Here is a 24732-nt window from a genome sequence, read left to right as displayed (position 1 = left end):
GTCAGGATCAGTCAACTGTATCCACGCTCAGAAGGAGCGTTCGAGTTGCCCGAACGGATGAAGCCGTATTCGTTGTCCGCGTTCCTGCTGTTGCTGGTCGTCTATCTGGGCGTCCAGGCCCTGACGGGGCAGCGTGGACTCCTGAGCGGGTCTGCGCGCGATGAGTTGCTGCAACAGCGTCAGGCCCAGCTGGCCGAACTGACCGAAGCCCGAGCCGATCTGGAAGTCCGTGCCCGCTATATGCGCACCGGCAGTCTGTCGCGCGACCTGCTGGAGGAGCGGGCCCGCGTCGTGCTGGGTTTCGCTGATCCACGCGACTATGTGGTGCGGGTCAGCGCACCTGTGGTACCGCTCACAAAACCTGTCACGTCCTGAACTATTGTTACAGGCGGAACCGGTCGCTTTGCCTTACGGGATCGAAGGCTGCTAAAGCCCCATTCCGTAACGATAAGAAGCCTGACGCCGTCGTGGCGCCGTGGCTCATTCGGGAGATCCTGGATGGCGAAAGCCCCCGCGAAGACCGCCCCCAAAGCCGCCGCCAAAATCCCCAACACGCCGACCGCGTCGAAAGAGGATCTGCTGCGCTACTATCGTGAGATGGTGCTGATCCGCCGGTTCGAGGAACGGGCGGGCCAGCTGTACGGCATGGGTCTGATCGGCGGCTTCTGCCACCTGTATATCGGTCAGGAAGCGGTGGCCGTGGGCGTTCAGGAGAGCGTCAAACAGGGCCACGACAAGATCATCACCGGCTATCGCGACCACGGCCACATGCTGGCCGCCGGGATGGATCCCAAGGAAGTCATGGCTGAGCTGACCGGTCGCTCGGGCGGATCGTCCAAGGGCAAGGGCGGCTCGATGCACATGTTCGACGTGCCGACCGGCTTCTATGGCGGGCACGGGATCGTGGGGGCGCAGGTGGCGCTGGGCACCGGTCTGGCCTTTGCCGGTCGCTATCGCGGCGACGATTCGGTCAGCTTCATCTATTTCGGCGACGGGGCCTCGAACCAGGGTCAGGTCTACGAGAGCTTCAACATGGCCCAGCTGTGGAAGCTGCCGGCCATCTACATCATCGAGAACAACCAGTACGCCATGGGGACCTCGATTGAGCGGTCCTCGTCGACGACCGAACTCTATATGCGTGGTGCCTCGTTCGGCATTCCGGGCGAGCAGGTCGACGGAATGGACGTGCTGGCGGTCAAGGACGCGGTGGCCCGTGCGGTCGCGCGCGCCCGTGAAGGCGGCGGTCCCTTCATCCTGGAGGTGAAGACCTATCGCTATCGCGGTCACTCGATGTCCGATCCGGCCAAATACCGGTCCAAGGAAGAGGTCGATGAGGTCAAGAAGACCCGCGACCCGATCGACCACATCAAGATGCTGCTCGACGAAGCCGGGGCCAAGGAAGACGAGCTGAAGGCCATCGATGCCGAGATCAAGGCGATCGTGGCCGAGGCCGTGCAGTTCGCCCAGGAGAGCCCGGAGCCGGACCCGTCCGAGCTCTATACCGACGTGTACCTGGAGGCGTGACCTTGGGTCGGCACCTCGCCCAGCTCAATCTCGCGCGCCTGACCCACCCGATGGACGGGCCGGAGATGGCCGACTTCGTCGCGGCCCTGGACAACATCAATGCTCTTGCGGAGCGTTCATCGGGATTTGTCTGGCGGCTGGTCGGAGACGGCGACGACGCGACCGACGTGCGGGCCGAAGGGTTCGACGACGTTCTGGTGAACATGTCGGTGTGGTCCGGGATCGAACCGCTGCGACAGTTCGTCTACAAGACCGCCCACGCGGCGGTAATGGCGCGGCGGTCCAAATGGTTTCCGTCGTTCGGCGGTGCCTACTATGTCCTGTGGTGGATCGACGAGGGTCACGTACCGACCGTCGCCGAGGCCGTCAGCCGATTGAGACAACTCGACGCCGAGGGCGACGGCCCCGACGCCTTTACATTCGACCGGCCGTTCGCGGCCGACGGCGCGCCGCTCGCGTTGCCCGAGATCATCAAGGATTGTGCATGACCGACATTCTGATGCCGGCGCTCTCGCCCACGATGGAAGAGGGCACGCTGACCAAATGGCACATCAAGGCGGGGGACACGGTCAAGGCCGGTGACGTCATCGCCGAGATCGAGACCGACAAGGCCACGATGGAAGTCGAGGCCGTGGACGAGGGCGAGGTGCTCGAAATCCTGGTCGCCGAGGGGACCGAGGGCGTGAAGGTCAATGCGTTGATCGCGCGCCTATCGGGGGATGAAGGCGCGGCCGCTCCGGCCAAGGCCGAGGCTCCTGCTGCGGCCGAGCCGGCTGCCGAGGCGGCTTCCGCCGAACCGGCCACGGCCGCTGCGCCTGCCGCCGCCAAGGTCGAGCTGCGCGATCCGGAGTTCCCGGAAGGCACCAAGCTGATCAAGACGACCGTGCGCGACGCCCTGCGCGACGCCATGGCCGAGGAAATGCGCCGGGACGAGAACGTCTTCCTGATCGGCGAGGAGGTCGCCCAGTACCAGGGGGCCTACAAGGTCTCTCGCGAACTGCTTCAGGAGTTCGGCGACAAGCGGGTCGTCGATACGCCCATCACCGAGCATGGCTTCGCCGGTCTGGGCGTCGGGGCGGCGATGGCGGGCCTGAGGCCCATCGTCGAGTTCATGACCTTCAACTTCGCCATGCAGGCGATCGACCACATCATCAACTCGGCGGCCAAGACCCTGTACATGTCGGGCGGTCAGATCCGGGCCCCCATCGTGTTCCGGGGTCCAAACGGCGCCGCCAGCCGCGTCGGCGCCCAGCACAGCCAGGACTATTCCGCCTGGTACGCCAACGTCCCCGGGCTGAAGGTCGTCGCCCCCTATGACGCCGCTGACGCCAAGGGGCTGCTGAAGGCCGCGATCCGCGATCCCAACCCGGTCGTCTTCCTCGAGCACGAGATGATGTACGGCATCGAGTTCGATGTGCCGGACGTCGAGGACTATGTCGTGCCGATCGGCAAGGCCAAGGTTCGCCGCGAAGGGACCGACGTCACCATCACGGCCCACGCCCGCATGGTCGGCTTCGCCCTGCAGGCCGCCGAGCAACTGGCAGGCGAAGGCATCAGCTGCGAAGTGATCGACTTGCGGACCCTGCGTCCGCTGGACCATGAGACCGTCGTAGAGAGCGTCAAGAAGACCAGCCGCCTGGTCTCGGCCGAGGAAGGCTGGGGCCCAATGGGCGTCGGCGCAGAGGTCGTGGCGCGGGTGATCGAACACGCGTTCGACTATCTGGATGCGCCGCCGCTGCGGGTGCACCAGGAGGACGTGCCTCTGCCCTATGCCGCCAACCTGGAAATCCTGTCCCTGCCGGGCGTGGACAAGATCGTCGCGGCCGTGAAGGCGGTGATGGCGTGAGCCAACGCGAGGAGTTCAGGATCGAGACGCCCGAAAGCGTCGCCGCCGACCCGGACGCCATCGAGGTGACCCGGATGTGGTGGTCGAAGAACGAGCCGGTCATGTCGATCATGCCGGCCTTCAACGATCCGGCGAAGTACGGCGAGATGCTGGCCCAGGCGGCGAAACACATGGGCCATGCCTATGCGGTGCGCAAAGGCGTGGACGAGCGAACGGCCTATTTCCGCATCCTGGAAGGCATGAACGCTGTCATCAAGGCGGACAACGTCCAGACCCAGACCGAACCATTCAAGACGAACTCCCTGAAGGAAGCGTCGCAATGACCGACATCCTGATGCCCGCCCTGTCGCCCACGATGGAAGAGGGCGTTCTGGCCAAGTGGCACGTCAAGGCCGGCGACGTGGTCAAGGCCGGCGACGTCATCGCCGAGATCGAGACCGACAAGGCGACGATGGAGGTCGAGGCCGTGGACGAGGGCACGATCACCGACATCCTGGTCGCTGAAGGGACCGAGGGGGTCAAGGTCAACACCCCGATCGCGCGTCTGGCCGAAGAGGGCGGGGCGGCTGCGCCGGCGGCCAAGACTGCGCCCGCTGCCGAGGCCCTGAAGGCGGAAGCCCCCAAGGCCGCTGAACCCGCCAAGCCCGCCGCCGCGCCCGTTCCGTCTGCGGTACCCGCCGCCAAGGCTGCATCCGGCGAGCGCGTGTTCTCTTCGCCCCTGGCGCGCCGTCTGGCCGCCCAAGCCGGTGTCGATCTGAAATCGGTCAAGGGCACCGGGCCGCACGGCCGCGTGGTCAAGCGCGACGTCGAGGCCGCCGGCAAGGGTGGGACTACCGCCTCGGCCCCGGCCGCTGCGCCCTCGGGCATCGAACCGGCCAAGGTCCAGAGCCTGGCCCAGATGGGCATCCCGGACGGCAGCTATGACCTGATCCCGCTGGACGGAATGCGCAAGGCCATCGCGCGCCGCATGGTCGGCTCGATCCAGCAGGTGCCGCACTTCCCCCTGACCATCGACGTCGAGATCGACGCCCTGCTGGCCGCGCGGGTCAAGGTGAACGCCTTGCTGGAGAAGACCGGCGTCAAGGTCTCGGTCAACGACTTCGTCATCAAGGCCGCCGCCATGGCGCTGAAGGCCGTTCCCGAAGCCAACGCCAGCTATTCGCCCGAAGGCATCGCCATGCATCACCATGCCGATGTGGCCATGGCGGTGGCGATCGACGGCGGGCTGATTACTCCGATCATCTTCAAGGCCGAAACCAAGACCCTGTCGCAGATCGCTGTAGAATCGAAGGATCTGGCCAAGCGGGCGCGCGAGAAGAAGCTCAAGCCCGAGGAATTCCAGGGCGGCACCTTCAGTGTGTCCAACCTGGGCATGTTCGGCATCAAGGCCTTCAGCTCGATCATCAACGAGCCCCAGGGCGCGATCATGAGCGTGGGGGCGGGCGAGCAGCGGCCGGTCGTGAAGAACGGTCAGTTGGCCGTGGCGACCGTGATGACCGTCACGGTCACCTGCGATCACCGCGTCGTCGACGGCGCGACGGGCGCGCGGTTCCTGCAAGCCTTCAAGCCCCTGATCGAAGACCCGGTGACGATGCTGGCGTGATGCCTCTGGCGGATCTGCTGGTGGCACCGGCCCCTTGACCGGGAGCATCGCCCAGGCGGTGTTCACGCTCTCCGGGGCTGAAACCGCCATCGCAGGGCGCCGGCGCGGATCGTCCGAGTGGACCCCGCTGCGGCGGGCCTTTAGGCTTGCGGTATGACAACGGTATATGACTTCACCGCCCGGGCCATCGATGGCGCCGACATTTCGCTTGACCGGTTCAGGGGGCAGGCGCTCCTGATCGTGAACACGGCCTCGCGCTGTGGCTTCACGGGTCAGTATAGCGGCCTGGAAGACCTCCACAGCCGTTTCGCCGACCAGCCTTTCGAAGTTCTGGGGTTCCCCTGCAATCAGTTCGGCGCGCAGGAGCCCGGGTCGGCGGACGAGATCGAAACCTTCTGCACCACCCATTTCGGAGCGTCCTTTCCCCTGTTCGACAAGGTCGAGGTGAACGGGCCGAACCGTCACCCGCTCTATGCCTGGCTGACCGAACAGAAGAAGGGCTTTCTGGGTTCACGGACCATCAAGTGGAACTTCACGAAATTCCTGACGGATCGAGAGGGCAGGGTCGTCGGCAGGTTTGCCCCGCAGGTCACGCCTGGCTCGCTTGAAGCCGAGATCGCCCGCCTCTTATAACGGGGGTCGAAAAGCGGCGGGGAGGGCCATCGTTACCGTGTCTGAGTCCGACCCCGGTCCCTGTCCCGCCTGCAACGTCCCACTGATGGGCCGATATTGCTACGACTGCGGGCAGGACACCCGCATCCGACCGCGTCCGCTGCGACAGATGGTGCTGGAAATCCTCTCCGAGACCAGCGTGATCGACAGCAAGCTGGCCAGGACCGCTGCGGCGCTGGTCGTGGAGCCGGCCCGGCTACTGGGGTCCTATCGCTCGGGTGCCAGCAGCCGCTACGTCACGCCGATCAAGATCTTCGTGGTGACGACCGCCCTGTTCCTGCTGACCCTGAACTTCAGCGGCGTGATGATCTACCAGTACGTTCGCGAGGTCTTGCCGGGGCAGGGGACGATCGTGGCCACGGCCGATCCCGATGGTGTGACCGTCCACGTTACTGCCACCGTCGAGGAAGTCCGGTGGATGCAACGCCGGGTGACGCCCGACATCGATCCCCGGATCACCCGGGCGATGACCGAAGCCGCAGCGCGCGCCACAACCGCCATGGACCGGGAGAACCTGGAGTACGACATCCAGGCCGATAGGGAGCAGTCGGTGGTCTCGGAACGTCTGGCGGCCTGGCTGCCGAACGCCGTGTGGTTGCTGATGCCGGCCTATGCGGGGTGGCTGGCGCTGTTCTTCGGACGCCGGCGGCTGTTCGTGGAACACCTCGTGTTCAGCATGTGGGCCCATTCGACCGCCTTCATCCTGCTGATCGGTCTGGCCCTGGTCAACAAATGGGGTGGGGGTCTGCCGGTGTGGTTGGTGTTGCCGCCCTACCTTGCCTATGTCGCGATCGCGGCGCAGCGGTTCTACGGCCTTGGATGGGTTGATACGATCTGGCGCGTCGGTCTTCACACCGGGCTGTATTTCCTGCTGGTCCTCGCGCCGGCGGCCATCGTCGTCGCCATCACGGCCATGGACTTCAACGCCTTCCTCGAATTCATGCAGGCATGAGTCAGGTCACGGCTGGTTACCGTCTCATTCCAATGGGTTCCGATCCGCGCCATCCGGCGCTAGAAGCACCGACCACCCTTTTGCGGAGACCGAGCCATGGCCGAGTTTGATCTGATCGTCATCGGTTCCGGTCCGGGCGGATACGTCGCCGCGATCCGCGCCAGCCAGCTGGGCCAGAAGGTCGCGATCGTCGAGCGCGAGAACCTGGGCGGCATCTGCCTGAACTGGGGCTGTATCCCGACCAAGGCCCTGCTGAAGTCGGGCGAGAAGTTCGAATCCTTGAGCCACCTCAAGGAATACGGCCTGTCCGCATCGGGGGCGACCTTCGACTTCGACGCCATCATCCAGCGCTCGCGCGTGGTCGCAGCGACGATGAGCAAGGGCATCACCTTCCTGATGAAGAAGAACAAGATCGAGGTGATCGAGGGCTCGGCCAAGCTGGAGAAGGGCGCAGCGGCCCCGAAGGTCGTGGTGGCGCTGAAGGCCGGCGGATCGCGCACGATCGAGGCCAAGGCGGTCATGCTGGCCGTCGGCGCCCGCGCCAAGGCCATCCCGCAGATCGGCCTGGAAGCCGATGGCGACAGAATCTGGGCCTATCGCGAAGCCCTGGCTCCGAAAAAGATGCCGGCCTCTATCGTCGTGATCGGATCGGGTGCCATCGGCATCGAATTCGGCAGCTTCTATCGCGCCCTGGGTGCTGAAGTGACCGTGGTGGAAGCGGTCGATCGCATCATGCCGGTCGAGGACGAAGAGGTCTCCAAGGCCGCCCAGAAGTCGTTCGAGAAGCGCGGCATCAAGTTCCGCACCGGCTGCAAGGTCACCGCCGTCAAGAAGGCCGGCAAGGGCGTGCACGTCTCCATCGAGGCCGGGGGCAAGGCGGAAATGCTTGAAGCCGAGGTCTGCATCTCTGCGGTCGGCATCACCGCCAATACCGACGGCATCGGGCTGGAGGCGCTGGGCGTCGTGCTGGACCGGGGCCACATCAAGATCGACGGCCACTGCGCCACGAACGTGAAGGGCCTCTACGCCATCGGCGACTGCGCCGGGGCACCCTGGCTGGCGCACAAGGCGTCCCACGAAGGCATCCACGCCGCCGAGTATATCGCGGGCTACAAGACCCCCAACGTCGTCTCGCCGATCGCCGGCTGCACCTATGCCCAACCCCAGGTCGCCTCGGTCGGGGTGACGGAGCAGGGGGCCCGCGAGGCCAAGCGCGAGGTCAAGATCGGCCGCTTCCCCTTCCGGGTGAACGGCAAGGCCGTGGCGGCGGGCGAGATCGACGGCTTCGTCAAGGTCATCTTCGACGCCAAGACCGGCGCCCTGATCGGCGCCCACATGATCGGCCACGAGGTCACCGAGATGATCCAGGGCTATGTCACCGCCATCACCATGGAAGCCACCGAGGAAGACATCCACGGCATCGTCTATCCGCACCCGACCATGTCGGAGGCCATGCACGAGGCGGCGCTGGATGCGTATGGGCGGACGATCCACCTGTAGGACTCAGCAGACTCGAGGGTCCTCTTCTCAACGACGGCTGAAGTCAGGTAATCGGTTCTTCTGGCATTTCGGGCAACGTGGTTGTGAGGAGAACTGGCCAAGACGGTTGACCCCAGAATGCGGGGTTTTCCGGCACGCAACCCCAGATCATCACGCAGGTTCGTCGGTCGAACGATTCACCCGGCACTCTGTAAAAGACTCTGCCGAGAAGTTGAGGCCGACCATTGAAGTCTCTGATGGCCACCATTATCGATTCCGAGGGACGTACCTCAGCGGGGAACATTGTGTCCCCGTGCAGGTTGGTGCGCTCTTGGAGTAGCATCGCTCTCATTTCATCTGTCTGATGATAATCACATTGGACAGGCCAGAATCTCACGTTGAGCGCTACCAGAGATCCAACATTTGTAAGCCTGTAAGGAACTCGCAGCATGGTCTGCCCGTTCGCCTGAAAATCGACGTTTGTAGGCTCAAATACCTCGAGCTTGATCCAAGGACGAACCTCCGCCCGCGTGATGCGAACGGCTTCAGCCGCAGCACCAGCGCTCAACGTGGACGCCTCAATAGCCCTGCGGTTCTGCCGTAGCTGCCACATCAGCCCCCCAACAGCAGCAACGTTTACGAAAAGCCCGAATACCGTCGCAAATGCCGAAACGGCCGCCCAGTAAGCCGCTTCACGTTCGGCTAGCAGGCTATCGAATGCGTACGGATCAGCCATCAATCTCCCCCGGCTTGCAGCAGCGTTAACAGGTCCCCCGACACCCGCAAGCTTGTCCCGCCGCCGATTTGGACAACTGGCTGAAATGGCACGAGTTGAAGCCGTCGTCGCTGACCTGGGCGCTCTGCTCGCCCATGTGCTCTGCGCCGTGGTCCAAACGCAATTTGCCCGAACGATCTTTTTACCCGCAGGATCATTTGACACCGGTAGACAAAACGCTCCGGAGCCGCGACATTCGTCCGACAATTCGGCTTGAGACCGACGGAGGACGATCATGGTCAAGGTATCAGCGGCGCTGGCCATCGGGCTCATTGCAGCCGGAGCAGGGGGCTCGGCCTTCGCTCAGGACGGCTGGTACACTCAGGGCGATTTCGTGCCGGTGGAGCGCGTCGCCATCGTCATCGCCAACGATCTGGACGAGGATCGCAAGGATCAGCCCATCGTCATACGGCGCGACCAGTTGCCGATGCTGGCCGACATCCAGGAGCTGACCGCGACCCTGGTGGACCCCACAGGCGAATCCCGACCGGAGCCGACGCCGGCTCTGCTGGCGCGTCAGGGGCCGCATGAGCGGCGGGGCGAGGCGAACGGGCGGGCGATCGACTATCAGTTCGACGACCTGGATCGCGACGGGGTCTGGGACGAGCTGTTTTTCGTAGCGGACCTGAAGGCCGGCGAGCGGCGGACCTTCTATGTCTATAGGGGGTTCCAGCAGCGCGGCTGGAACCCGCACCGGACCCATGCGGCGATCGGCTCCTATATGCGGCACACGGTGCCGTTCTGGGAGAGCGAGAATGTAGGGTGGAAGCTGTGGTTTCCGACCGACATCGACATCTATGCAAAGCGCAAACCCCTGCTGATGTCCAACCGGCTCTATATGGGCAACCTGGATGGATACGGCGTCTCGGCCGAGAATCCGGACTATGGGGCCGACATCCAGTCGGTGGACGACAGCTTCGGCGGCGGCGGGATCGGGGTGTTCGAAGGCGACGTGCTGGCCCGGCCGCGCTTCTCGCCCGGGGCCGATCTGGAACACCGGTTCAACGCGGGCCAGCAGGCGGATACGCGCTACAGCTTCGAGGTCCTGGTCAACGGACCGTTGCGGAGCATGGTGCGGATCCGCACGATGAACTGGGACACGGGGCAGGGGCGATACGCGGTCGAACAGACCTATACCGCCTATGCCGGCCAGAACTACACGACCGCCGAGGTGCGGTTTCCGACTTGGCAGCCGGGGGCGGCGGGGGCCGATTTCGCGGTCGGGGTGCGGCGTCGGCCGGGCGAGAATTTCGTGCGGCAGGCGGGGAATATGGTGGTGACGGCGGCCCCCGAGGCGCTGCGCAACCCGGACGATGTCGAGGGGCTGCAACAGCAGGCACCGATCCTGTACGCCGGCACGGCCCTGATCGTACCCGACGATGCCGGGGGTCGGTATCAGTTCGTGGAATCGCGTGGCGGCAACCACGTCTATCGCATCCCGGCGCGGGCCGACGGGACCTATCGCTATATGCTGGCGGCCGGGTGGAGCGAGGGCGAGGTGCTGAAGACGCCGGAGGCCTTTGCCGACTACGTCGCCGCCAGCGCCCGCAGCTACAACAGCCCGCCGAGGATGGTGGCCGTGCGTGAGGATCGCAAGCCCTGAGACGTCAGCGCTTCTTGCCCAGTTCGGCCGCGATGTCCTTGACCATGCGGCCGGCCTTGCGGTGGGCGGCGGTGATCTGGTCGCGGGTCACGCCCCAGCGCTTCATCCAGTATTCGACGGCCTGGCGTTCCGACAGGTCGAGGCGGTCCTTGTCGATGAAGCCGCGCTTGTCCTTGAGACCAGCCATGTGGGGTTCCGTTAGAAATATGAACAGGATCAGAGGGTAGGGGGCGTATGCTGCATCAGGCCGGGAGGCGGCCATCGGCGAAGAAGGCGTCCATTCTGCGCTCGTACGGCCCGACGTCAAAGCCCTGGGCCGACAGCCAGTCGTCGTTGAAATAGCTGGAGGCGTAGCGGTCGCCATGGTCGCACAGGATGGAGACGATCGAGCCGCGTTCACTGGCCTGGGCCATCTCGGTCGCCAGCAGGGCGCAGGCCCACAGATTGGTGCCGGTTGAGCCGCCGACGCGCCGACCCAGACGGCGGCTCAGCACACGGGCGGCGGCGATAGAGGCGACGTCGGGGACGGCGATCATGCGATCGATGACGCCCGGGATGAAGGAGGGCTCGACCCGGGCGCGACCGATGCCTTCGATGCGGGACGGCGCTTCAGACGTGGTCTGAACCGTGCGGTCGGCCCAGTGGCGGTGGAAGACGGAGGCCTCAGGGTCCGCGACGCAGACCTGGGTGTCATGCAGATTGTAGCGGGCGAAACGGCCGATGGTGGCCGAGGTGCCGCCGGTGCCGGCACCGCAGACGATCCAGCGCGGGGTTGGGCATGGCTCGCGCGACATCTGGGCGAAGATGCTCTCGGCGATATTGTTGTTGCCGCGCCAGTCGGTGGCCCGCTCTGCATAGGTGAACTGGTCCATGTAGTGGCCGCCCAAGTCGCGGGCCAGCTGCTCAGAGGCCGCATAGGCGTCGCCGGGACGGTCCACGAAATGGCACCGGCCGCCGTAGAACTCGATGGCCTGGATCTTTTCCGGCGCCGTGGAGCGCGGGACCACGGCGATGAAGGGCAGTTTCAGCATCCGGGCGAAATAGGCCTCCGACACCGCCGTCGAGCCGCTGGAGGCCTCGATGATGGTCATGCCTTCGCCGATCCAGCCGTTGCACAGGGCGTACAGGAACAGCGACCGTGCCAGGCGGTGTTTCAGGCTTCCGGTCGGATGGCTGGACTCGTCCTTCAGATACAGGGCGATGTCGGCCAGGGCCGGCAGGTCAACGGGGATCAGATGGGTGTCGGCGGAGCGGTTGTAGTCGGCCTCGATCCTGCGCACGGCGTGGGCCGTCCAGTCGCGTGAGACGGGTGCCGAGGTGGCGGTGGGCAGGACGTCGGACATGAATGCAGTTTGCGCCTAAGATATATTATGCGAAATAGTGGACAGGGTCAGAGCGGTATGGTCGTGGACCAGCCGTCGTAAGCGACATCCACATTGCCCGGAACTTTCGACTTCAAGTCATTGTAATCGAGATCGATATGCAGGTTCGTCAGGACGGCGCGCTTCACCTCAGCGCGTGCGATCCAGTCCAGGGCGCGGTCGACGTGAGCGTGTGTCGGATGCGGCGTCCAGCGCAGCGCGTCGACGATCCAGAGATCGGAACCGCGCACGGCGTCCAGGGCATCGTCATCCAGATCGGACACGTCGCTGGAATAGCTGACGCCGCCGACCCGGTCCGGCCCCAGCCGGTAGCCGACCGAGCGAATCGGCCCGTGCGCCTGGTCGAAGGTCACGATTGGAATCGCGCCGCCGGGCCCGTCGACGGACCAAGGTTCGCCGTGCGGCGGGATGGCCCGGGCCTCGAGGATGGCGGGATAGCCGTGCCTGCTCTCGAAGATGTAGTCGAACCGATGCGTCATGGCCGCGTGGGTCGGCGGGTCCATCCAGGCCGGAATGCGCCTGCGGTTGCGGATGGCGAAGACCCGCAGGTCGTCGATGCCGTGTGTCTGGTCGGCGTGGTCGTGGGTGTACAGGACGGCGTCGATGGCCGTGACCGAGGCGGCCAGCATCTGGGTTCGCAGGTCCGGCGAGGTGTCGATCAAGGCCACGGTGTCGCCCTCCGGCCCACGCCGTCGGGCCAGCATGGAGCAGCGGCTGCGCCGGTTCTTCGGCTCGGCCGGATCGCAGGCCCCCCAGTCGCCGTCGCCGCGCGGCACCCCGCCCGACGAACCGCAGCCGAGGATGGTGATCTCCAGCTCAGACATGGTCTGAGCTCCGGCGGGGGTCTGGAATGGCGTCGAACAGGGCGAAGAAGGCATCGGTCGTGCGGCGGTCGGCCTCCTCCGGCGACCAGCCCCGGATCTCTCCCAGCTTCGTCAGGACGTGACCGACATAGGCGGGTTCGTTGCGCCGGCCCCGGTGCGGGATCGGGGCCAGGTATGGAGAGTCGGTCTCGACGATGATGCGGTCGGCGGGCATGGCGCGAATGACCTGACGCACGTCCTCGGCGGCCTTGAAGGTGGCGATGCCCGAGACCGAGAACCATCCGCCGAGTTCCGCAGCCAGAACAGACAGTTCTGGGCCACTGGTGTAACAGTGCATGAGGAATTTGAAGGGCCCCCTCGCCTGTTCCTCGCTGAGAATCTCGGCCATGACGTCGTCGGCCTCGCGGGTATGGACGACCAGGGGCAGGCCGGTCTGGCGGGCGGCGTCGATGTGACGGCGAAAGACCTCGGCCTGGAGGTCGCGCGGGCTCAGGTCATAGTGGAAGTCCAGGCCGCATTCACCGATGCCGACGACGCGCGGGCGCTTGGACAGTGTGACCAGATTCTCCGCCGTCATGTCCGCGTGGTCCTTGGCCTCATGCGGATGGGCACCGACGGTACACCAGATGTCGTCATGGGCCATGGCCAAGGCGTGGGTGGCCTCGAAGGTCGAAAGCTTGTCGGAAATCTCGACCATCAGGCCGACGCCGGCGGCGCGCGCGCGGTCGATGACGGCGTCGCGATCCTCGTCGAACTGGTGGGCGTGCAGGTTGACGTGGCTGTCGATCAGCATCAGGCGGCTCTACCTCGCCCCATGGCCCGGCTGTTGATCTTGACCCGCGCCAGATCGGCCAGGGCCCCGGCCAGCGCATCGCCCCGGTCGAGGTTGAGCCCGGCGGTTCGATCGGGTAGTTCCGACAGGCGACTCCAGAGATCGGCCCAGTCGCTCCCCTGCCCCGGCGGCTGATTCAGCGCCTGGGCCTTCACGGCTGCGATCAGCCGGTCCATCAGGGTGTCGAAGCGGCCCTGTCCCTCGGGACCCCGGAAGGTGTCGGCGATCTTCTGCTGTTCGGCGCGATCGACGGCACCATCCTTGACCCAGCGGCAGGCCAGACGGTCAGCGTCGAGCGCGGGGCCGCCGGACAGGGCCAGGGCCGCGCCGGGTGACCCCGCGGCCATGGCGGCAATCCGTTCGGCCTCGTCCTCGTCGACGTCGGACCGGTCGAGAACGAGGCGGCGCAGGGCATCCTGTGACCAGACAGGAAAGGCCAGGCGACGGCAGCGCGACCGGATGGTGGCCAGCAAACGGCCCGGGGCATGGGTGACCATCAGCAGGACGCCGTGCTCGGGTGGTTCCTCAAGAATCTTCAGCAAGGCATTGGCGGCGTTGAGATTCAGGTCGTCGGCGGCGTCGATGATCGCCACGCGGGCCTGGGCCTGGGACGGGCTCTTGGAGAAGAACTCGGGGAGGTCGCGGGCCTGATCGACCGAGATGGATTTCTTGGTCTTGCCGCCATCGACCAGCCGTTCCAGCACCAGCAGGTCGGGATGGGACTGGGCCGAGATCAGGCGGCAGACCGGATCGTCGGGACGGCTGCCCAGCGGGCCGCGCGACGGGTCGGGCGCTGCACCCAGCAATCGCCGAGCGGCGCGATAGGCGAAGGTCGCCTTGCCTACGCCCTCGGGCCCGCACAGCAGCCAGGCGTGGTGCAGACGGCCGCGTGTCCGCGCGTCCTCAAAGGCCCGTTCGGCGTCCGGCGACGGCTGCAGGTCGAAGCGGTCGCGCGGATGCTCGCTCATGCCGCCACGGCGGTCAGCAGGGGCTGGATCGCCGCCTGGACCCGGGCGAAGACGACGTCGGGATCCCCCTGAGCGTCGACGACGCGGCAGCGGTTGGGGTGGGCGGCGGCGATGGCGGCGAAACCCTCGCGCAGGCGCTGATGGAAGGCCTGGCCCTTGGATTCGAAGCGGACTTCGGACGCATCGCCCCGGCCCAGCGCACGGGCCAGGCCGATCTCGACGGGCAGGTCGAAGATCAGGGTCAGGTCGGGTTGGTCGGCACCGACGACGGCGGCGTCCATCTGCTCTATGAAGGCCGCATCGACCCCGCCTCCGGCCCCCTGGTAGGCGCGGCTGGAATCGGCGAACCGGTCGCACAGGACCCACCGGCCGGCGGCCAGGGCCGGCCGGATGGTCCGCTCCAGATGATCGGCGCGGGCGGCGTACATCAGCAGGGTCTCGGTCATCGGCGACCAGCGCTCGGCCGCGCCGTTCAGGACCAGGTCGCGAATCTGCTCCGCACCGGTCGAGCCGCCGGGCTCGCGGGTGCGGACGACGTCGATGCCCTGGCTGCGCAGGGTTTCGGTCAGGCGGGCGACCTGGGTGGACTTGCCGGCCCCCTCGCCGCCTTCGAATGTGATGAACCGTCCGCGCATCGGGGCACAATGACGGCGGGGACGCCCGGGGCCAACCCCGGGGACGAAATCAGCGGCCGGATATCAACAGCGCATCGCGCACGCCGCGCGCCACGATGCCCTGCCGGGCCTGTTCGGCGGCGTTGGCGTCGTCCCAGGGTCCGACCAGGACGCGGAAATAGCGGCGACCATCGACCCGGGCGGCGCTGACCCTGGCCCGATCGCCCAGCGATTCGGCGGCCAGATGGGCGGCGTCGCTGTTGGAGAATGATCCGGCCTGGACCCAGAAGCGGTCGTCTGCGTCGCGGCCGCGCGATCGAGCCGGTTCGGCCGGGCGAGAGGAGGCGTACTGAAGGCCTGCACCACCACTGCGGGGCGCGGGCCCGATATAGCGGACGCGGACCTCGCCGACGCCTCGGGCCAGCAGGCCGATCTCCTCGGCGGCGGCGCGCGACAGGTCGATGATGCGGTTCTCGGCGAAGGGCCCGCGATCATTGACCCGCACGACGGCCGAGCGGCCGTTGGCCAGGTTGGTCACCTCGACCAGGGCCGGCAGAGGCAGGGTCTTGTGGGCGGCGCTGAGTGCCGTCATGTCGAACCGTTCGCCGCTGGCGGTCGGGCGACCGTTGAACTGGGCTCCGTACCAGGAGGCCATGCCGGTCTCGTCATAGTTCGGCTGTTCGGCCGGGCGGTACCAGCGCCCGCGCACCTGATAGGGCCGCATGGTCCCGGCGACGATGGGCGCAGGGTCGCGGACGACCGGGACCCGTGATCCGCCCCCTGCCCCACCGAGGCCGGCGCACGCGCCCAGCAACCCGGTCAGGGCCAGGATCAGCGCACCCCGTGTCCAGGCGGCTCTCATGAACGGCTCTCCGGCGGCCGGAAGCGCCCGGCGAGACCCGGATTGTGCCGTCAGACATTTCCGTTTTGGTTAATCGGCCCAAGGCCTGCTATGGACCCGCCGCAGCGCGAACGCCTCCGGGCGATCGCGGCGTCGCTGTCAGGAAGAGTGTCCGAGTGGTTTAAGGAACCGGTCTTGAAAACCGGCGACGGGGAAACCCGTCCGTGGGTTCGAATCCCACCTCTTCCGCCATCGTTTTTCTCTATTGATACAGCACGGTACGGCCCGGCCCGCTCCGTGCGGGCTTTCCCGCGTCCGATGTCCGCCGTTGAAGGCAGGTGACAGCGCGAAATTGCGCCAGCGGGGAGCCTGATTGACGGCACCTGCTACAGTTCTCCGTCTGCATCGGACCCTGTGGCCAGAAGCCAGTGACTGCGCTTCAGCGCCTTGATCAGGGCCTGGCTCCTCCGGCTGCGCTTCGGTGCCTCGCCGCTCAACCACGCTTTCCCGCCCCGGAACTTCAGCCGCCTCGTAATGTGCACCCCCTGCCGCTCGCCCTCGACCTGGATCTGCTCGCCCTCCACAAGGGCGCGGTGAACATGCATCGCGACCTGAATGTCGCCGCACTTTCTCCGGAAGTACGAGGGCTTCCGAGGCTGGCGAAACGCGTGTCATCTATCCTGTTCGCTGCAATCAAACCGCGTGACCACGATCGGCGCCTTGATCCTGATCAACGACCTGGACGGACCTGCATGGGAGGTTGGCTGCAGGTCAGGAGCCCGTCCATGAAGTATCTTGTCGCCCTCGCCTTGCTCATCGGGGCGCCGAGCTGTGCCGTTCAGCCGATCGTTCCGGTTGCCCGGGAGTCATTGGTCGCTGCCGCGATTCCGAACATCACTACGGAGCAGCGCGGAGCGGCCTATGCCAGAGCGAACTGCGCCGGCTGCCACGCGATCAACTGGACGGATAAAAGCCCGCTGGCGAGCGCACCGCATTTCAGGGACCTCACTCTCCGCTATCCGGTCGACGACCTGGCCGAGGCCTTTGCCGAAGGGATCGACACAGCGCACGCGGCGATGCCCGAGTTCATCATGTCCGCAGAGGAAAATTCAGATTTGATCGCCTATCTTAAAAGCATTCAGACGCATTCATCTCGGTGATTCACACCAAACTCACAACTTTTAGCTTAGCCGTTTTGCGATCATATTTGACTCAAATCAATAAACCGACTCGGTAAACCCTGCATTCTAGTCCACACTGGGGCATGGTCGTTGCTCTGAAGCCTTCGCTTGCGCCGCGCCCCCCGCCCCTGTCAGGCTGTGTCGATCGACCGAAAAGCAGCGATTGCGACAGCTGCGGGGCACGTGCGCTGAGCGTTTGCGGTGCTGCTGAGGACCCGGACCTTCAGCGACTCGGCGGCCTGGCCGAGGTCATCAAGCTCAAATCCGGTGCCGTCCTGATCCGCGAGGGCGAGCTTGCGCCGCATGTCTTCAACATCACAAGCGGCTCGCTGAGGGTCTACAAGCTTCTGCCGGACGGGCGCCGACAGATCACCGGGTTCCTCTTCGCCGGCGACTTTCTGGGCCTGGCGATCGGCGAGACCTATGTCTTCTCGGCCGAGGCGATGGAGGTTTCGACTGTCTGCCGTTTCCGCAAAGGTCCGTTCCGCGTTCTGGTCGCGAGCTCGCCACCGCTCGAGCATATGCTGCTTCACCGGACGTCGCACGAGCTGGCGGCGGCGCAGAACCAGATGCTGCTGCTGGGCCGCAAGACCGCGATCGAGCGGATGGCCTCTTTCCTCCTCGACCTGCCGGGTCACGACCCTGCCCGCCCCAGCGCGCCGGGACATGTGCGGTTGCCGATGAAGCGCGGCGAGATCGCCGACTATCTGGGGCTGACGATCGAGACGGTCAGCCGCGTGCTGACCCGAATGAAGGTCAAGGGTCTGATCTCCATACCGTCGCAGAATGAACTCATCGTCGAACGCCCGGAACGGCTTCGTCAGCACGCCTCCGGAGAGGTCTGACCGTCGGAAATTGCGCCAGATCAAGGTTGTCGACCTTAGCTAGCGGTAGATCGGCTGATCGCCGGAGCGCCCCCCATGACAGTTGAACCCTCTCCGCCCATTCACGGTGCGGCAGTGGAAACCATCGCGCGATTGCTGGAGCATGAGCGGCTGATGAGCCTGGCGACCAATCGGCCCGATGGCTGGCCCCAGGTGACCACCGTCGGCTATGTGAACGAAGGCCTGAACCTGTATTTCGTTACCGGTCGCGAGAGCCAGAAGCTGGCCAATCTTCAAGCCGACCCACGTGTCTCGATCGCGATCCATTCGAACATGGAGGTCGGCGGTACGGTCGGCGTCTCCATGGCAGCGCGCGCGGTCGAAGTCAGCGACCCGGCCGAGGTCGAGCGCCTTAACCGCCTGATGTTCGCGCGTTGGCCCCAGGTCAGCGTCTATTGTCCGGCGACCAGCTCGATCGCGATCATCTGCCTGAAGCCAGAATTGATCTGCGCCATCAGCGCATCGGCCGGGCGAAGCCAGACCGAATGCTTCTCTCTTGGCGATGCCGCAGCGGGCCCAGACGCAGTCAGCGCCGAGGCCCGCCTGTTCTGAGGTCAGGACTGCGAGAGACGGACCAGGGCGAAGGTGGCGAGCAGGGCCACGATCGCGCCGGTCACCACGCTTGTGCTGACGGGATAGGCCCGGACGGTCTCAGAAACCTGGGCGCGCGTTGTCGCCGCAGAATTTTCGGCCTCGTCACGCAGACGATCGGCGGCGCGGGTGATGGCCTTGGTCGATCGCGCGATGGCGTCGCTCGCTTCGGAGCCAGTCTTCTTCGCGGCGTCCTTCAGATGGTCGGTGGCTTCGTCGGCGAAATCATGAAGGTCGCGGCTCAGGGTCTTCAGGGCGGCATGGGTCATGGGGAGGCTCCTTTGGATGACGCGCCATCCAAGCGGATCGGTGGGGCGAAGTCGGTGATCTGGATCAAGGCGCGTGCGCGTCGATCGGACTAACTGATGATGACCGCCTCGAGATCGGGCCCACCGGGCCGGGCCCCCGGCGGGAGTAACGGCCCCCGGGGTGGGCCTACCATGCCGACGACACTCCTCGCTCCGCCCTCTGATGTTTCCCTGAATCTCGCACTGTCACTCATCTCTGCCTCGGTCGCCCCGGTGCTAATGCTGGACGGCGATCTGTGTGTCCTGGCCGCCAGCCGGAGCTTTCTGGAAAGCTTCAATGTCGGACCTGAGGATATTCCTGGCGCGCGACTGGTCGACTTGGGCACGGGCGAATGGAAGGTGCCTCAGCTCTGGTCGCTGCTGAAGGCGACAGCCTACAGTCAAGCGTCGATCCAGGCTTACGAGATGGATCTCAAGTCCTCGCGTGGTCTGCGCCGGCTGGTCCTGAATGCTCAGCGCCTGGATTATGGCGACGGGCATGGCGTCAGACTGCTTCTGTCCATTCAGGATGTGACTGACGCACGCGCCAGCGAACGTCAGAAGGACGACCTGATCCGCGACAAGGCGATCCTGGTGCAGGAGGTCCAGCACCGAACAGCCAACAGCCTGCAGATCATCGCCAGCGTGCTCATGCAGGGGGTGCGCAAGGTGGGCTCGGACGAGAGCCGCGATCACCTGCGCGACGCCCACCAGAGGATCATGTCGGTGGCAGCCGTGCAGCGCCAACTGGCCAGTTCGGATCTCGGTGACGTCGAACTCCGGGGCTATTTTACCGACCTGTGCCGCAGCATCGGCGACTCGATGATCCGCGACCACAACCAGCTCAGCCTGAAGGTCACCGTCGACGACAGCATTGCCTCATCGGGAAAATCTGTCAGCCTTGGCCTGATTGTCACCGAACTTGTGATCAATGCGCTCAAGCATGCCTTCCCGAATGATCGCGACGGTGAGATCGATGTCGACTACCGCTCGCATGGCGAGGGGTGGACCCTGACGGTCTGCGACGACGGCGTCGGGATGCCCGACGGCTCACAGGCCGCCAAACCGGGTCTGGGCACCGGCATCGTCCAGGCGCTCGCCAATCAGCTCGGAGCGACGATCGACATCGCCGATGCCAAACCCGGCGTACGCGTTTCTATCGTCTGCCGACCTCCAGCATCGGATCCGCCGGCATGACATCTGAACCGGTCGGTCCTGCCCAAGGCCGCATTGCGATCATCGGCGCGGGCCATGTCGGTGCGGCGGCGGCTTACGCCATCATGCTGCGCGCGCTGTTTCACGAGATCGTCCTCATCGACAGCAATCGCGCCCTGGCCGAAGCAGAGGCCGCAGACATCGCAGACGCCAACGCGCTCGCACGGCCTGTGCGCGTCCGGGCGGGCGACTACGCTGACGCCGCAGGCGCGGCCATTGCCGTCATCACAGCCGGGGGCGTCACACACGGGACTCAGAGCCGCCTGTCGGTGGCCGCCGAAAGCGCCGCGATCGTGGCCGAGTGCGTGGGCTCGCTGATGACCGCAGGCTTTCACGGCCTCATCGTGGTGTCGTCCAACCCGGTCGACCTGATGACATTCGTGGCCGTGCGGCGATCCGGCCTCAAGCCCGCTCAAGTGATTGGAACCGGCACTCTGCTCGACACCAGCCGCCTGAAACAGACTTTGTCCGAGGCGGTGGAGGTATCCCCCGCCTCCATCGAAGCCTTCGTCCTTGGCGAGCACGGAGACAGCGAGGTCGCAGCCTTCTCCACGGTCGGCATCGGCGGACAGACGCTTCAACAGTTCTGCGCTGGTTCACGAGTCCTCGACCAGGCTGCGATCGCGCGACAGGTCCGCGACGCCGGCTATGACATCGTCAAGGGCAAGGGCTACACCTCCTGGGGCGTGGCGACCGCGATCGTTCGCATTTGTGAGGCCATCATTCGCGACGAGCGGGCTGTTCTTCCGGTCTCGACCTTGCTGACCGGGCAATACGGCCTGTCGGATGTCTGCCTGAGCCTGCCCTGCATTCTGGGCGCGAAGGGTGTCGAGAGGATCCTTACTCCGGAACTCGACGAGGATGAGACGGCCGCTCTGGCGGCGTCCGCCAGCATCCTGAGGACAGCCCTCGCCGCCCTGACGACGGACGCCGTCCCCCTTACGCCCCAGGCTTGAGATCGGGGCCGAGGACGATGGTGATGGTCGTCAGCGTCGCCATGATGCCGACAGCCCCGACCAGGGCGTTCATGCCTAGCGCGCCGTAGGCCAGGGCACCCCCGACTGCGCCCGCGAGCAATCCCGTCCAGAGCAGGAGGAAAGGCACCCATCCATAGCGGTCCCCGCCGAGCAACGCCGCCGTGAGCCGTTTCCCCAGTTTGACCAGGGTTCCGGTCATATAGGTCAATCCGATCCTGACTTCGCCGTCCTCCGCAAACACCGTGTTTTCCGCGCCCATGGCGAGCACCATCGGGATCACGATGAATACGCCTTCTCCTGTCCAACTCAGGAGAAGCGCCGCCGCCAGGAGAAGTGTCACCAGCCCCAGAACCGCCGGCCTCCGATGGCGCCCCGCCAACCGTCCGACGACGGTGCCCAGCATGACACCCACAACAAAGGTGACGATCAGAACAGCGGCGAATCCCGCATCAGAGGTGTTCTCCGCGACTCCGATCCCCAGTCGTGTCGAGTTGCCGCTCATGAAGGAGACGAAGAAGCCGCCGGTCAGCAGAAAGCCTACGGCATCGACATAGCCGGCGACACACGAGAAGCAGACGGCGAGTGCGCGGATCCGATGGTCATAGTGCATCATGATTGCGCAGCGGCGGCATCGGCCGGCCCGCTCGACAGGTCGATGACAAGCGCCCGTCCCTGCTCCAGCCCGTAGCGAACAGCTCTCAGTTGAACCGTCATCGGTTCGCCCGACTCGAGAAGAATTCGGATCGATCCGGCCCCGATAGCGATCGACAGACGGCGTCCGCGCCACTGCAATGGAATCCGAAGGGCTGTCCATTCCTGCGGGATGCAGGGACTGAGCGCCACGCCGTCGTCCCGCAGAGACACGCCTGCGAAGCCCAGCACCGCCATCATCCAGACGCCGCCCTGAGCAGCGATGTGGATGCCGCCGGCGATCGCGGCCTTGTCGTCGCCGAGATCGATCGTTCCTGTTCGCTGGAACAGGTCGAGTGCTCTTTCGGTCTGCCCCAGCCGCGCAGCGACCAGGCCGTGCATCGCTGTGCTCAGAGAGCTGCCATGGCCGCACCTCGGCTCGTAATGGTCGAAATTGGTCTCGACGATCCCGGTCGAATAAGCCTCCGGCAGAAGCGCCAGAAGGGCGACCACGTCCGCCTGTTTGATGACCTGCGATCTGGCCGTCCGGTCGCGCCCGAGCACGACATCCATCGGCACCGACCGACCCGCGTAGGCATTGAGTTCGATGGTCTCAAGCCCGTTGTAGCCCTCGAACTGTTCGAACAGGCCGGTGTCGGGATTGAGACCTGTCTCGATGGTCCGTGACGCCTCAGCCCAGCAATCCAGTTCGTCCGGTCCGAGGTCGAGCCGTCCGGCCAACTCCGCCCAGTGATCCGGCCAGCGGCTTTGCATCAGACCCGCGATCTCCAGCCCTCGCTCGATGTTCCACCGGGCCATTCCATTGGTGAAGGCATTGTCATCGATCGTCTCATGATACTCGTCGGGCCCGATCACGCCACGGATGTGACGGCGTCCATCCGCTTCCAGGGCAGCGCGACTTTCCCAGAACCGGGCCGTCTCGAGGATGATCTCGGCGCCGGCGTCTTGAAGAAACGCCTCGTCGCCCGTCGCCATCCAGTACTGCCAGACTGCCCAGGCGACATCGGCGCTGATGTGCTGTTCCTGCATCCCGCACAGGATGGCGAGCACCTGCCGGTCGGGGCCGACGGTGTGATCCGGCGTCGCCTCGGCGCCGGTATCGGCGGATTCCCAGGCGTAGAGCGCGCCGCGCCATCCGAGCCGTTTCGCCTTGGCGCGGGCCTCGCCCAGGGTGTGAAACCGGTACATGAGCAGGGCCCGGGCCGCCTCCGGCCAGGTCAGGCAGTAGAACGGGATCAGGAAGATTTCGGTGTCCCAGAAGACGTGACCGGCGTAGTCGTCGCCGGTCAGGGCCCGGGCGGCGATCGAAACGGTCTCGTCGTCGGGATTGGCGGCGCTGTTCAGATGGAAGACGGCGAACCGCACAGCCTGCTGTGCCGCCGGGTCGCCCTCGATCACCACGTCGCTGGCCGCCATACGCATGGACCACGCCGCCTCATGGGCCGCCAGCGCGGCCCTCCAGCCCAGCCGCGTGACTTGATCGCAAACGTCCTTGGTTTCAGTGGCGAGATCCTCCACCTCAGGGCCGCCCCGGCCGAAAACGACCAATCGTGTGAAGGTGACGCTCTGGCCGCACGGGGCGGACCAGGTCCACGTCCCGCCCGGCGTTGTGGCGGGACCTTCGGGCTGGACCACGCCATCGATCGTAAGTGAATTGGAAAGCGCCATCGCAAGCCGCCAGAGCGATTGGCAGGTCCGCCAGACCCGCGGACCCGCTTCTTCATCGAAGGCTATCAGGGCCGGATCCGCGCTGCCGATCCCGGCGATGAGGCTGACGGTCCCTTCGCCCTCAAGCACATCGATCCGCAGCCGCTGCAGACCCAGGGATCGTCGGCTCACCGACACCAGACGAAGTTCACGAACCCGCAGGCTGATATCGGCATTGGCGTGATGACAGGTCGTCTGGAGAAGCCCCCGCTGCATATCGAGGCTCAATGCATGGGATGGATCGCCCGCCGGCTCGTGGGTCATCGGTCCCCCCGGCGAGATCAGCCGAACCCGGAGCCAGTCCGGGGCCGGGACGAGCCGGGGGACCGCACCCGGCGTGTTGGCCGTGTCGAAAAGCCCCGCCACCAGGGTCCTCGACGGCGAAACCCAGCGGTCGGCCTCGATGAACGGCCGCTCCCCGCGCACACCCAGAAAGCCGTTGCTGAGTGCGAAGCGCGACTGCCGGCTGCTTTCGCGCAAGGCATCGTAACCCAAGGCCTCGAGACGCCAGGCCGGGTCGAGCGTCGGCGCGAACTCGTTGTCGGGCGGTGGATTCCTCGTCATGCGGCATGTCTTTCGAGCTGGCCGTTCGCGAGGGCCTCGACGTCGATCTCATCCAGATCTTCGACGACCATGTCCGCGCCCGCCGAAGCCAGCTGATCGGCTTCGCCTGAGCGGGCCAACCCGATGACGCGCATTCCGCCCCGACGGGCCGCCTCGATGCCGACGACCGCATCCTCGATCACGACGCAATGGCGGGGCCGCCCCTTCAACGCCTCGGCAGCGAGCAGGAATAGGTCGGGATCCGGCTTGCCATGCGAGACGGGGCGGCCCGAGACGTCGGCGGTCAGGGCGTCCAGCAAGGTTTCGCCGTCGTCGAGGCGGATTTCGCGCATCATCGCGGTCGCATTCCGCGACGAGGACGCCGCCGCCATCGGGATGCCGCGCGTTCGGAGCGCGAGGACAAGGCGTAGAGCATCTGGAAAGGCCTCGACCCTTCCCTCCGCCATCATGGCTTCCAGCCGGGCCTGCTTGTGAGCGGCGTAGTCTGCTGCACGCTCGCTGGCGTCCGGCACGCCCAGGACCAAAAGCGCCGCAAGCGCACCGTCGAGTCTCGGCTTGCCCGCGACCTCTGAACGATAAAGCGCTGGTGTGAATCGCGCCGGATCGGCGAACCCCGCCAGCGCGTCGCGCCAGGCCCGCTCGTGCGGCGAACGCAGCAACACGCCATCGACATCGAAGATGATCGCCGTCCTGGGGCCGGCGTGGTCGCGATAAGGGCTGGCGGCGGTCAATGCGACGTCAGGATGGGCGGGCGCTTGGG

The 24732-nt window shown here is 65.7% G+C and carries 27 protein-coding genes and 1 tRNA gene; 16 read left to right on the top strand and 12 right to left on the bottom strand.

All coding sequences use genetic code 11. The features are described from left to right. The first annotated feature begins 57 nt into the window (after window positions 1-57). The 9 genes from O5K39_RS14470 to lpdA all read left to right on the top strand — a co-directional run bounded on the left by O5K39_RS14470 (window position 58) and on the right by lpdA (window position 8097). A complete protein-coding gene (locus tag O5K39_RS14470) occupies window positions 58-375 on the top strand; it encodes a septum formation initiator family protein (protein ID WP_271147165.1) in 318 nt (105 codons plus the stop codon). A gap of 123 nt (window positions 376-498) precedes the next feature. Beyond that, window positions 499-1524, top strand: coding sequence for a pyruvate dehydrogenase (acetyl-transferring) E1 component subunit alpha (pdhA, locus tag O5K39_RS14465; protein ID WP_271144317.1), 1026 nt, complete (start codon window positions 499-501; stop codon window positions 1522-1524). Beyond that, window positions 1521-2012 carry a DUF3291 domain-containing protein gene (locus O5K39_RS14460; RefSeq protein WP_271144316.1) on the top strand — a complete coding sequence of 164 codons (492 nt, stop codon included), beginning with the start codon at window positions 1521-1523 and terminating at the stop codon, window positions 2010-2012. The genes pdhA and O5K39_RS14460 overlap by 4 nt, the downstream gene beginning before the upstream one ends. Continuing rightward, a complete protein-coding gene (locus tag O5K39_RS14455) occupies window positions 2009-3370 on the top strand; it encodes a pyruvate dehydrogenase complex E1 component subunit beta (RefSeq protein ID WP_271144315.1) in 1362 nt (453 codons plus the stop codon). Before O5K39_RS14460 ends, O5K39_RS14455 begins: the two co-directional genes overlap by 4 nt. Beyond that, complete coding sequence (locus tag O5K39_RS14450; RefSeq protein ID WP_271144314.1) at window positions 3367-3693, top strand: DUF5076 domain-containing protein; 327 nt, start codon at window positions 3367-3369, stop codon at window positions 3691-3693. The genes O5K39_RS14455 and O5K39_RS14450 overlap by 4 nt, the downstream gene beginning before the upstream one ends. Next, on the top strand, window positions 3690-4973 hold the full coding sequence (locus O5K39_RS14445) for a pyruvate dehydrogenase complex dihydrolipoamide acetyltransferase (protein WP_271144313.1): 1284 nt from the start codon (window positions 3690-3692) through the stop codon (window positions 4971-4973). The genes O5K39_RS14450 and O5K39_RS14445 overlap by 4 nt, the downstream gene beginning before the upstream one ends. A 153-nt stretch (window positions 4974-5126) precedes the next feature. Further along, on the top strand, window positions 5127-5606 hold the full coding sequence (locus tag O5K39_RS14440; protein ID WP_271144312.1) for a glutathione peroxidase: 480 nt from the start codon (window positions 5127-5129) through the stop codon (window positions 5604-5606). A 37-nt stretch (window positions 5607-5643) separates the two neighbouring features. Further along, a complete protein-coding gene (locus tag O5K39_RS14435) occupies window positions 5644-6597 on the top strand; it encodes a DUF3667 domain-containing protein (protein WP_271144311.1) in 954 nt (317 codons plus the stop codon). A 96-nt stretch (window positions 6598-6693) separates the two neighbouring features. Continuing rightward, window positions 6694-8097 carry a dihydrolipoyl dehydrogenase gene (lpdA, locus tag O5K39_RS14430; protein WP_271144310.1) on the top strand — a complete coding sequence of 468 codons (1404 nt, stop codon included), beginning with the start codon at window positions 6694-6696 and terminating at the stop codon, window positions 8095-8097. Between the two features lie 43 nt (window positions 8098-8140). On the opposite strand, the gene O5K39_RS14425 is transcribed toward lpdA, so the two are convergent. Beyond that, window positions 8141-8812, bottom strand: a complete 672-nt coding sequence (locus O5K39_RS14425; protein ID WP_271144309.1) for a hypothetical protein — start codon at window positions 8810-8812, stop codon at window positions 8141-8143. Between the two features lie 274 nt (window positions 8813-9086). Between O5K39_RS14425 and O5K39_RS14420 the strand changes: the two genes are divergently transcribed. Then, the gene (locus O5K39_RS14420; RefSeq protein ID WP_271144308.1) at window positions 9087-10454 is read left to right on the top strand and encodes a DUF4861 family protein; all 1368 of its coding nucleotides are present in this window, start codon (window positions 9087-9089) and stop codon (window positions 10452-10454) included. 4 nt (window positions 10455-10458) lie between these two features. Here the strand turns inward: O5K39_RS14420 and O5K39_RS14415 are convergent, their stop codons facing one another. The 7 genes from O5K39_RS14415 to O5K39_RS14385 are packed head-to-tail and all read right to left on the bottom strand — an operon-like array spanning window position 10459 to window position 15936. Further along, window positions 10459-10641 carry a DUF3606 domain-containing protein gene (locus O5K39_RS14415; RefSeq protein ID WP_013269402.1) on the bottom strand — a complete coding sequence of 61 codons (183 nt, stop codon included), beginning with the start codon at window positions 10639-10641 and terminating at the stop codon, window positions 10459-10461. Window positions 10642-10696: 55 nt separating this feature from the next. Continuing rightward, window positions 10697-11797 carry a PLP-dependent cysteine synthase family protein gene (locus tag O5K39_RS14410; protein WP_271144307.1) on the bottom strand — a complete coding sequence of 367 codons (1101 nt, stop codon included), beginning with the start codon at window positions 11795-11797 and terminating at the stop codon, window positions 10697-10699. Window positions 11798-11844: 47 nt separating this feature from the next. Beyond that, on the bottom strand, window positions 11845-12660 hold the full coding sequence (locus tag O5K39_RS14405; RefSeq protein ID WP_271144306.1) for an MBL fold metallo-hydrolase: 816 nt from the start codon (window positions 12658-12660) through the stop codon (window positions 11845-11847). Beyond that, window positions 12653-13453, bottom strand: coding sequence for a TatD family hydrolase (locus tag O5K39_RS14400; RefSeq protein WP_271144305.1), 801 nt, complete (start codon window positions 13451-13453; stop codon window positions 12653-12655). Before O5K39_RS14400 ends, O5K39_RS14405 begins: the two co-directional genes overlap by 8 nt. Next, window positions 13453-14460 (bottom strand): DNA polymerase III subunit delta', encoded by a 1008-nt coding sequence (locus O5K39_RS14395; RefSeq protein WP_271144304.1) that lies wholly within the window; start codon window positions 14458-14460, stop codon window positions 13453-13455. The genes O5K39_RS14400 and O5K39_RS14395 overlap by 1 nt, the downstream gene beginning before the upstream one ends. Further along, the gene (tmk, locus tag O5K39_RS14390; RefSeq protein ID WP_271144303.1) at window positions 14457-15095 is read right to left on the bottom strand and encodes a dTMP kinase; all 639 of its coding nucleotides are present in this window, start codon (window positions 15093-15095) and stop codon (window positions 14457-14459) included. The genes O5K39_RS14395 and tmk overlap by 4 nt, the downstream gene beginning before the upstream one ends. Before the next feature lie 49 nt (window positions 15096-15144). Beyond that, window positions 15145-15936 (bottom strand): septal ring lytic transglycosylase RlpA family protein, encoded by a 792-nt coding sequence (locus O5K39_RS14385; RefSeq protein ID WP_271144302.1) that lies wholly within the window; start codon window positions 15934-15936, stop codon window positions 15145-15147. A gap of 141 nt (window positions 15937-16077) precedes the next feature. Between O5K39_RS14385 and O5K39_RS14380 the strand changes: the two genes are divergently transcribed. From O5K39_RS14380 to O5K39_RS14365, 4 genes are all read left to right on the top strand, one after another. Next, window positions 16078-16167, top strand: a tRNA-Ser gene (locus O5K39_RS14380). Window positions 16168-16700: 533 nt separating this feature from the next. Further along, on the top strand, window positions 16701-17075 hold the full coding sequence (locus O5K39_RS14375; RefSeq protein ID WP_271144301.1) for a cytochrome c: 375 nt from the start codon (window positions 16701-16703) through the stop codon (window positions 17073-17075). Window positions 17076-17179: 104 nt separating this feature from the next. Beyond that, a complete protein-coding gene (locus O5K39_RS14370; protein ID WP_271144300.1) occupies window positions 17180-17941 on the top strand; it encodes a helix-turn-helix domain-containing protein in 762 nt (253 codons plus the stop codon). Window positions 17942-18016: 75 nt separating this feature from the next. Next, on the top strand, window positions 18017-18532 hold the full coding sequence (locus O5K39_RS14365) for a pyridoxamine 5'-phosphate oxidase family protein (RefSeq protein WP_271144299.1): 516 nt from the start codon (window positions 18017-18019) through the stop codon (window positions 18530-18532). A 2-nt stretch (window positions 18533-18534) separates the two neighbouring features. Here the strand turns inward: O5K39_RS14365 and O5K39_RS14360 are convergent, their stop codons facing one another. Continuing rightward, window positions 18535-18840 carry a hypothetical protein gene (locus O5K39_RS14360; RefSeq protein ID WP_271144298.1) on the bottom strand — a complete coding sequence of 102 codons (306 nt, stop codon included), beginning with the start codon at window positions 18838-18840 and terminating at the stop codon, window positions 18535-18537. A gap of 171 nt (window positions 18841-19011) precedes the next feature. On the opposite strand from O5K39_RS14360, the gene O5K39_RS14355 reads away from it, so the two are divergent. Both O5K39_RS14355 and O5K39_RS14350 read left to right on the top strand, forming a co-directional pair. Continuing rightward, entirely contained in the window at window positions 19012-20055 is a 1044-nt protein-coding gene (locus O5K39_RS14355) for a histidine kinase dimerization/phosphoacceptor domain -containing protein (protein ID WP_271144297.1), read from the top strand. After that, complete coding sequence (locus O5K39_RS14350) at window positions 20052-21029, top strand: L-lactate dehydrogenase (RefSeq protein ID WP_271144296.1); 978 nt, start codon at window positions 20052-20054, stop codon at window positions 21027-21029. The genes O5K39_RS14355 and O5K39_RS14350 overlap by 4 nt, the downstream gene beginning before the upstream one ends. On the opposite strand, the gene O5K39_RS14345 is transcribed toward O5K39_RS14350, so the two are convergent. The 3 genes from O5K39_RS14345 to O5K39_RS14335 are packed head-to-tail and all read right to left on the bottom strand — an operon-like array spanning window position 21013 to window position 24703. Next, window positions 21013-21663: a YoaK family protein gene (locus O5K39_RS14345; RefSeq protein WP_271144295.1), complete on the bottom strand. Its 651-nt coding sequence runs from the start codon at window positions 21661-21663 to the stop codon at window positions 21013-21015. The two genes, O5K39_RS14350 and O5K39_RS14345, sit on opposite strands and share 17 nt — an antisense overlap. Further along, complete coding sequence (locus O5K39_RS14340) at window positions 21660-23972, bottom strand: glycosyl hydrolase family 65 protein (RefSeq protein WP_271144294.1); 2313 nt, start codon at window positions 23970-23972, stop codon at window positions 21660-21662. Before O5K39_RS14340 ends, O5K39_RS14345 begins: the two co-directional genes overlap by 4 nt. Beyond that, entirely contained in the window at window positions 23969-24703 is a 735-nt protein-coding gene (locus tag O5K39_RS14335; RefSeq protein ID WP_271144293.1) for an HAD family phosphatase, read from the bottom strand. The genes O5K39_RS14340 and O5K39_RS14335 overlap by 4 nt, the downstream gene beginning before the upstream one ends. Between the last annotated feature and the right edge of the window lie 29 nt (window positions 24704-24732).

The organism is Brevundimonas sp. NIBR10 (genome assembly GCF_027912515.1).
In the GTDB taxonomy this organism is placed as follows: Bacteria; Pseudomonadota; Alphaproteobacteria; order Caulobacterales; family Caulobacteraceae; genus Brevundimonas.
The sequence above is the reverse complement of the archived record's forward strand: the minus strand, read 5'-3'. Positions and strand labels throughout refer to the sequence as shown.

Bases quoted from the DNA above. Each gene is read 5' to 3' on its own strand.
- O5K39_RS14470 (WP_271147165.1), top strand. From the start codon at position 58: ATGAAGCCGTATTCGTTGTCCGCGTTCCTGCTGTTGCTGGTCGTCTAT.
- pdhA (WP_271144317.1), top strand. From the start codon at position 499: ATGGCGAAAGCCCCCGCGAAGACCGCCCCCAAAGCCGCCGCCAAAATC.
- O5K39_RS14455 (WP_271144315.1), top strand. From the start codon at position 2,009: ATGACCGACATTCTGATGCCGGCGCTCTCGCCCACGATGGAAGAGGGC.
- O5K39_RS14445 (WP_271144313.1), top strand. From the start codon at position 3,690: ATGACCGACATCCTGATGCCCGCCCTGTCGCCCACGATGGAAGAGGGC.
- O5K39_RS14440 (WP_271144312.1), top strand. From the start codon at position 5,127: ATGACAACGGTATATGACTTCACCGCCCGGGCCATCGATGGCGCCGAC.
- lpdA (WP_271144310.1), top strand. From the start codon at position 6,694: ATGGCCGAGTTTGATCTGATCGTCATCGGTTCCGGTCCGGGCGGATAC.
- O5K39_RS14425 (WP_271144309.1), bottom strand. From the start codon at position 8,812: ATGGCTGATCCGTACGCATTCGATAGCCTGCTAGCCGAACGTGAAGCG.
- O5K39_RS14420 (WP_271144308.1), top strand. From the start codon at position 9,087: ATGGTCAAGGTATCAGCGGCGCTGGCCATCGGGCTCATTGCAGCCGGA.
- O5K39_RS14415 (WP_013269402.1), bottom strand. From the start codon at position 10,641: ATGGCTGGTCTCAAGGACAAGCGCGGCTTCATCGACAAGGACCGCCTC.
- O5K39_RS14410 (WP_271144307.1), bottom strand. From the start codon at position 11,797: ATGTCCGACGTCCTGCCCACCGCCACCTCGGCACCCGTCTCACGCGAC.
- O5K39_RS14405 (WP_271144306.1), bottom strand. From the start codon at position 12,660: ATGTCTGAGCTGGAGATCACCATCCTCGGCTGCGGTTCGTCGGGCGGG.
- O5K39_RS14400 (WP_271144305.1), bottom strand. From the start codon at position 13,453: ATGCTGATCGACAGCCACGTCAACCTGCACGCCCACCAGTTCGACGAG.
- O5K39_RS14395 (WP_271144304.1), bottom strand. From the start codon at position 14,460: ATGAGCGAGCATCCGCGCGACCGCTTCGACCTGCAGCCGTCGCCGGAC.
- tmk (WP_271144303.1), bottom strand. From the start codon at position 15,095: ATGCGCGGACGGTTCATCACATTCGAAGGCGGCGAGGGGGCCGGCAAG.
- O5K39_RS14385 (WP_271144302.1), bottom strand. From the start codon at position 15,936: ATGAGAGCCGCCTGGACACGGGGTGCGCTGATCCTGGCCCTGACCGGG.
- O5K39_RS14375 (WP_271144301.1), top strand. From the start codon at position 16,701: ATGAAGTATCTTGTCGCCCTCGCCTTGCTCATCGGGGCGCCGAGCTGT.
- O5K39_RS14370 (WP_271144300.1), top strand. From the start codon at position 17,180: ATGGTCGTTGCTCTGAAGCCTTCGCTTGCGCCGCGCCCCCCGCCCCTG.
- O5K39_RS14365 (WP_271144299.1), top strand. From the start codon at position 18,017: ATGACAGTTGAACCCTCTCCGCCCATTCACGGTGCGGCAGTGGAAACC.
- O5K39_RS14360 (WP_271144298.1), bottom strand. From the start codon at position 18,840: ATGACCCATGCCGCCCTGAAGACCCTGAGCCGCGACCTTCATGATTTC.
- O5K39_RS14355 (WP_271144297.1), top strand. From the start codon at position 19,012: ATGCCGACGACACTCCTCGCTCCGCCCTCTGATGTTTCCCTGAATCTC.
- O5K39_RS14350 (WP_271144296.1), top strand. From the start codon at position 20,052: ATGACATCTGAACCGGTCGGTCCTGCCCAAGGCCGCATTGCGATCATC.
- O5K39_RS14345 (WP_271144295.1), bottom strand. From the start codon at position 21,663: ATGATGCACTATGACCATCGGATCCGCGCACTCGCCGTCTGCTTCTCG.
- O5K39_RS14340 (WP_271144294.1), bottom strand. From the start codon at position 23,972: ATGACGAGGAATCCACCGCCCGACAACGAGTTCGCGCCGACGCTCGAC.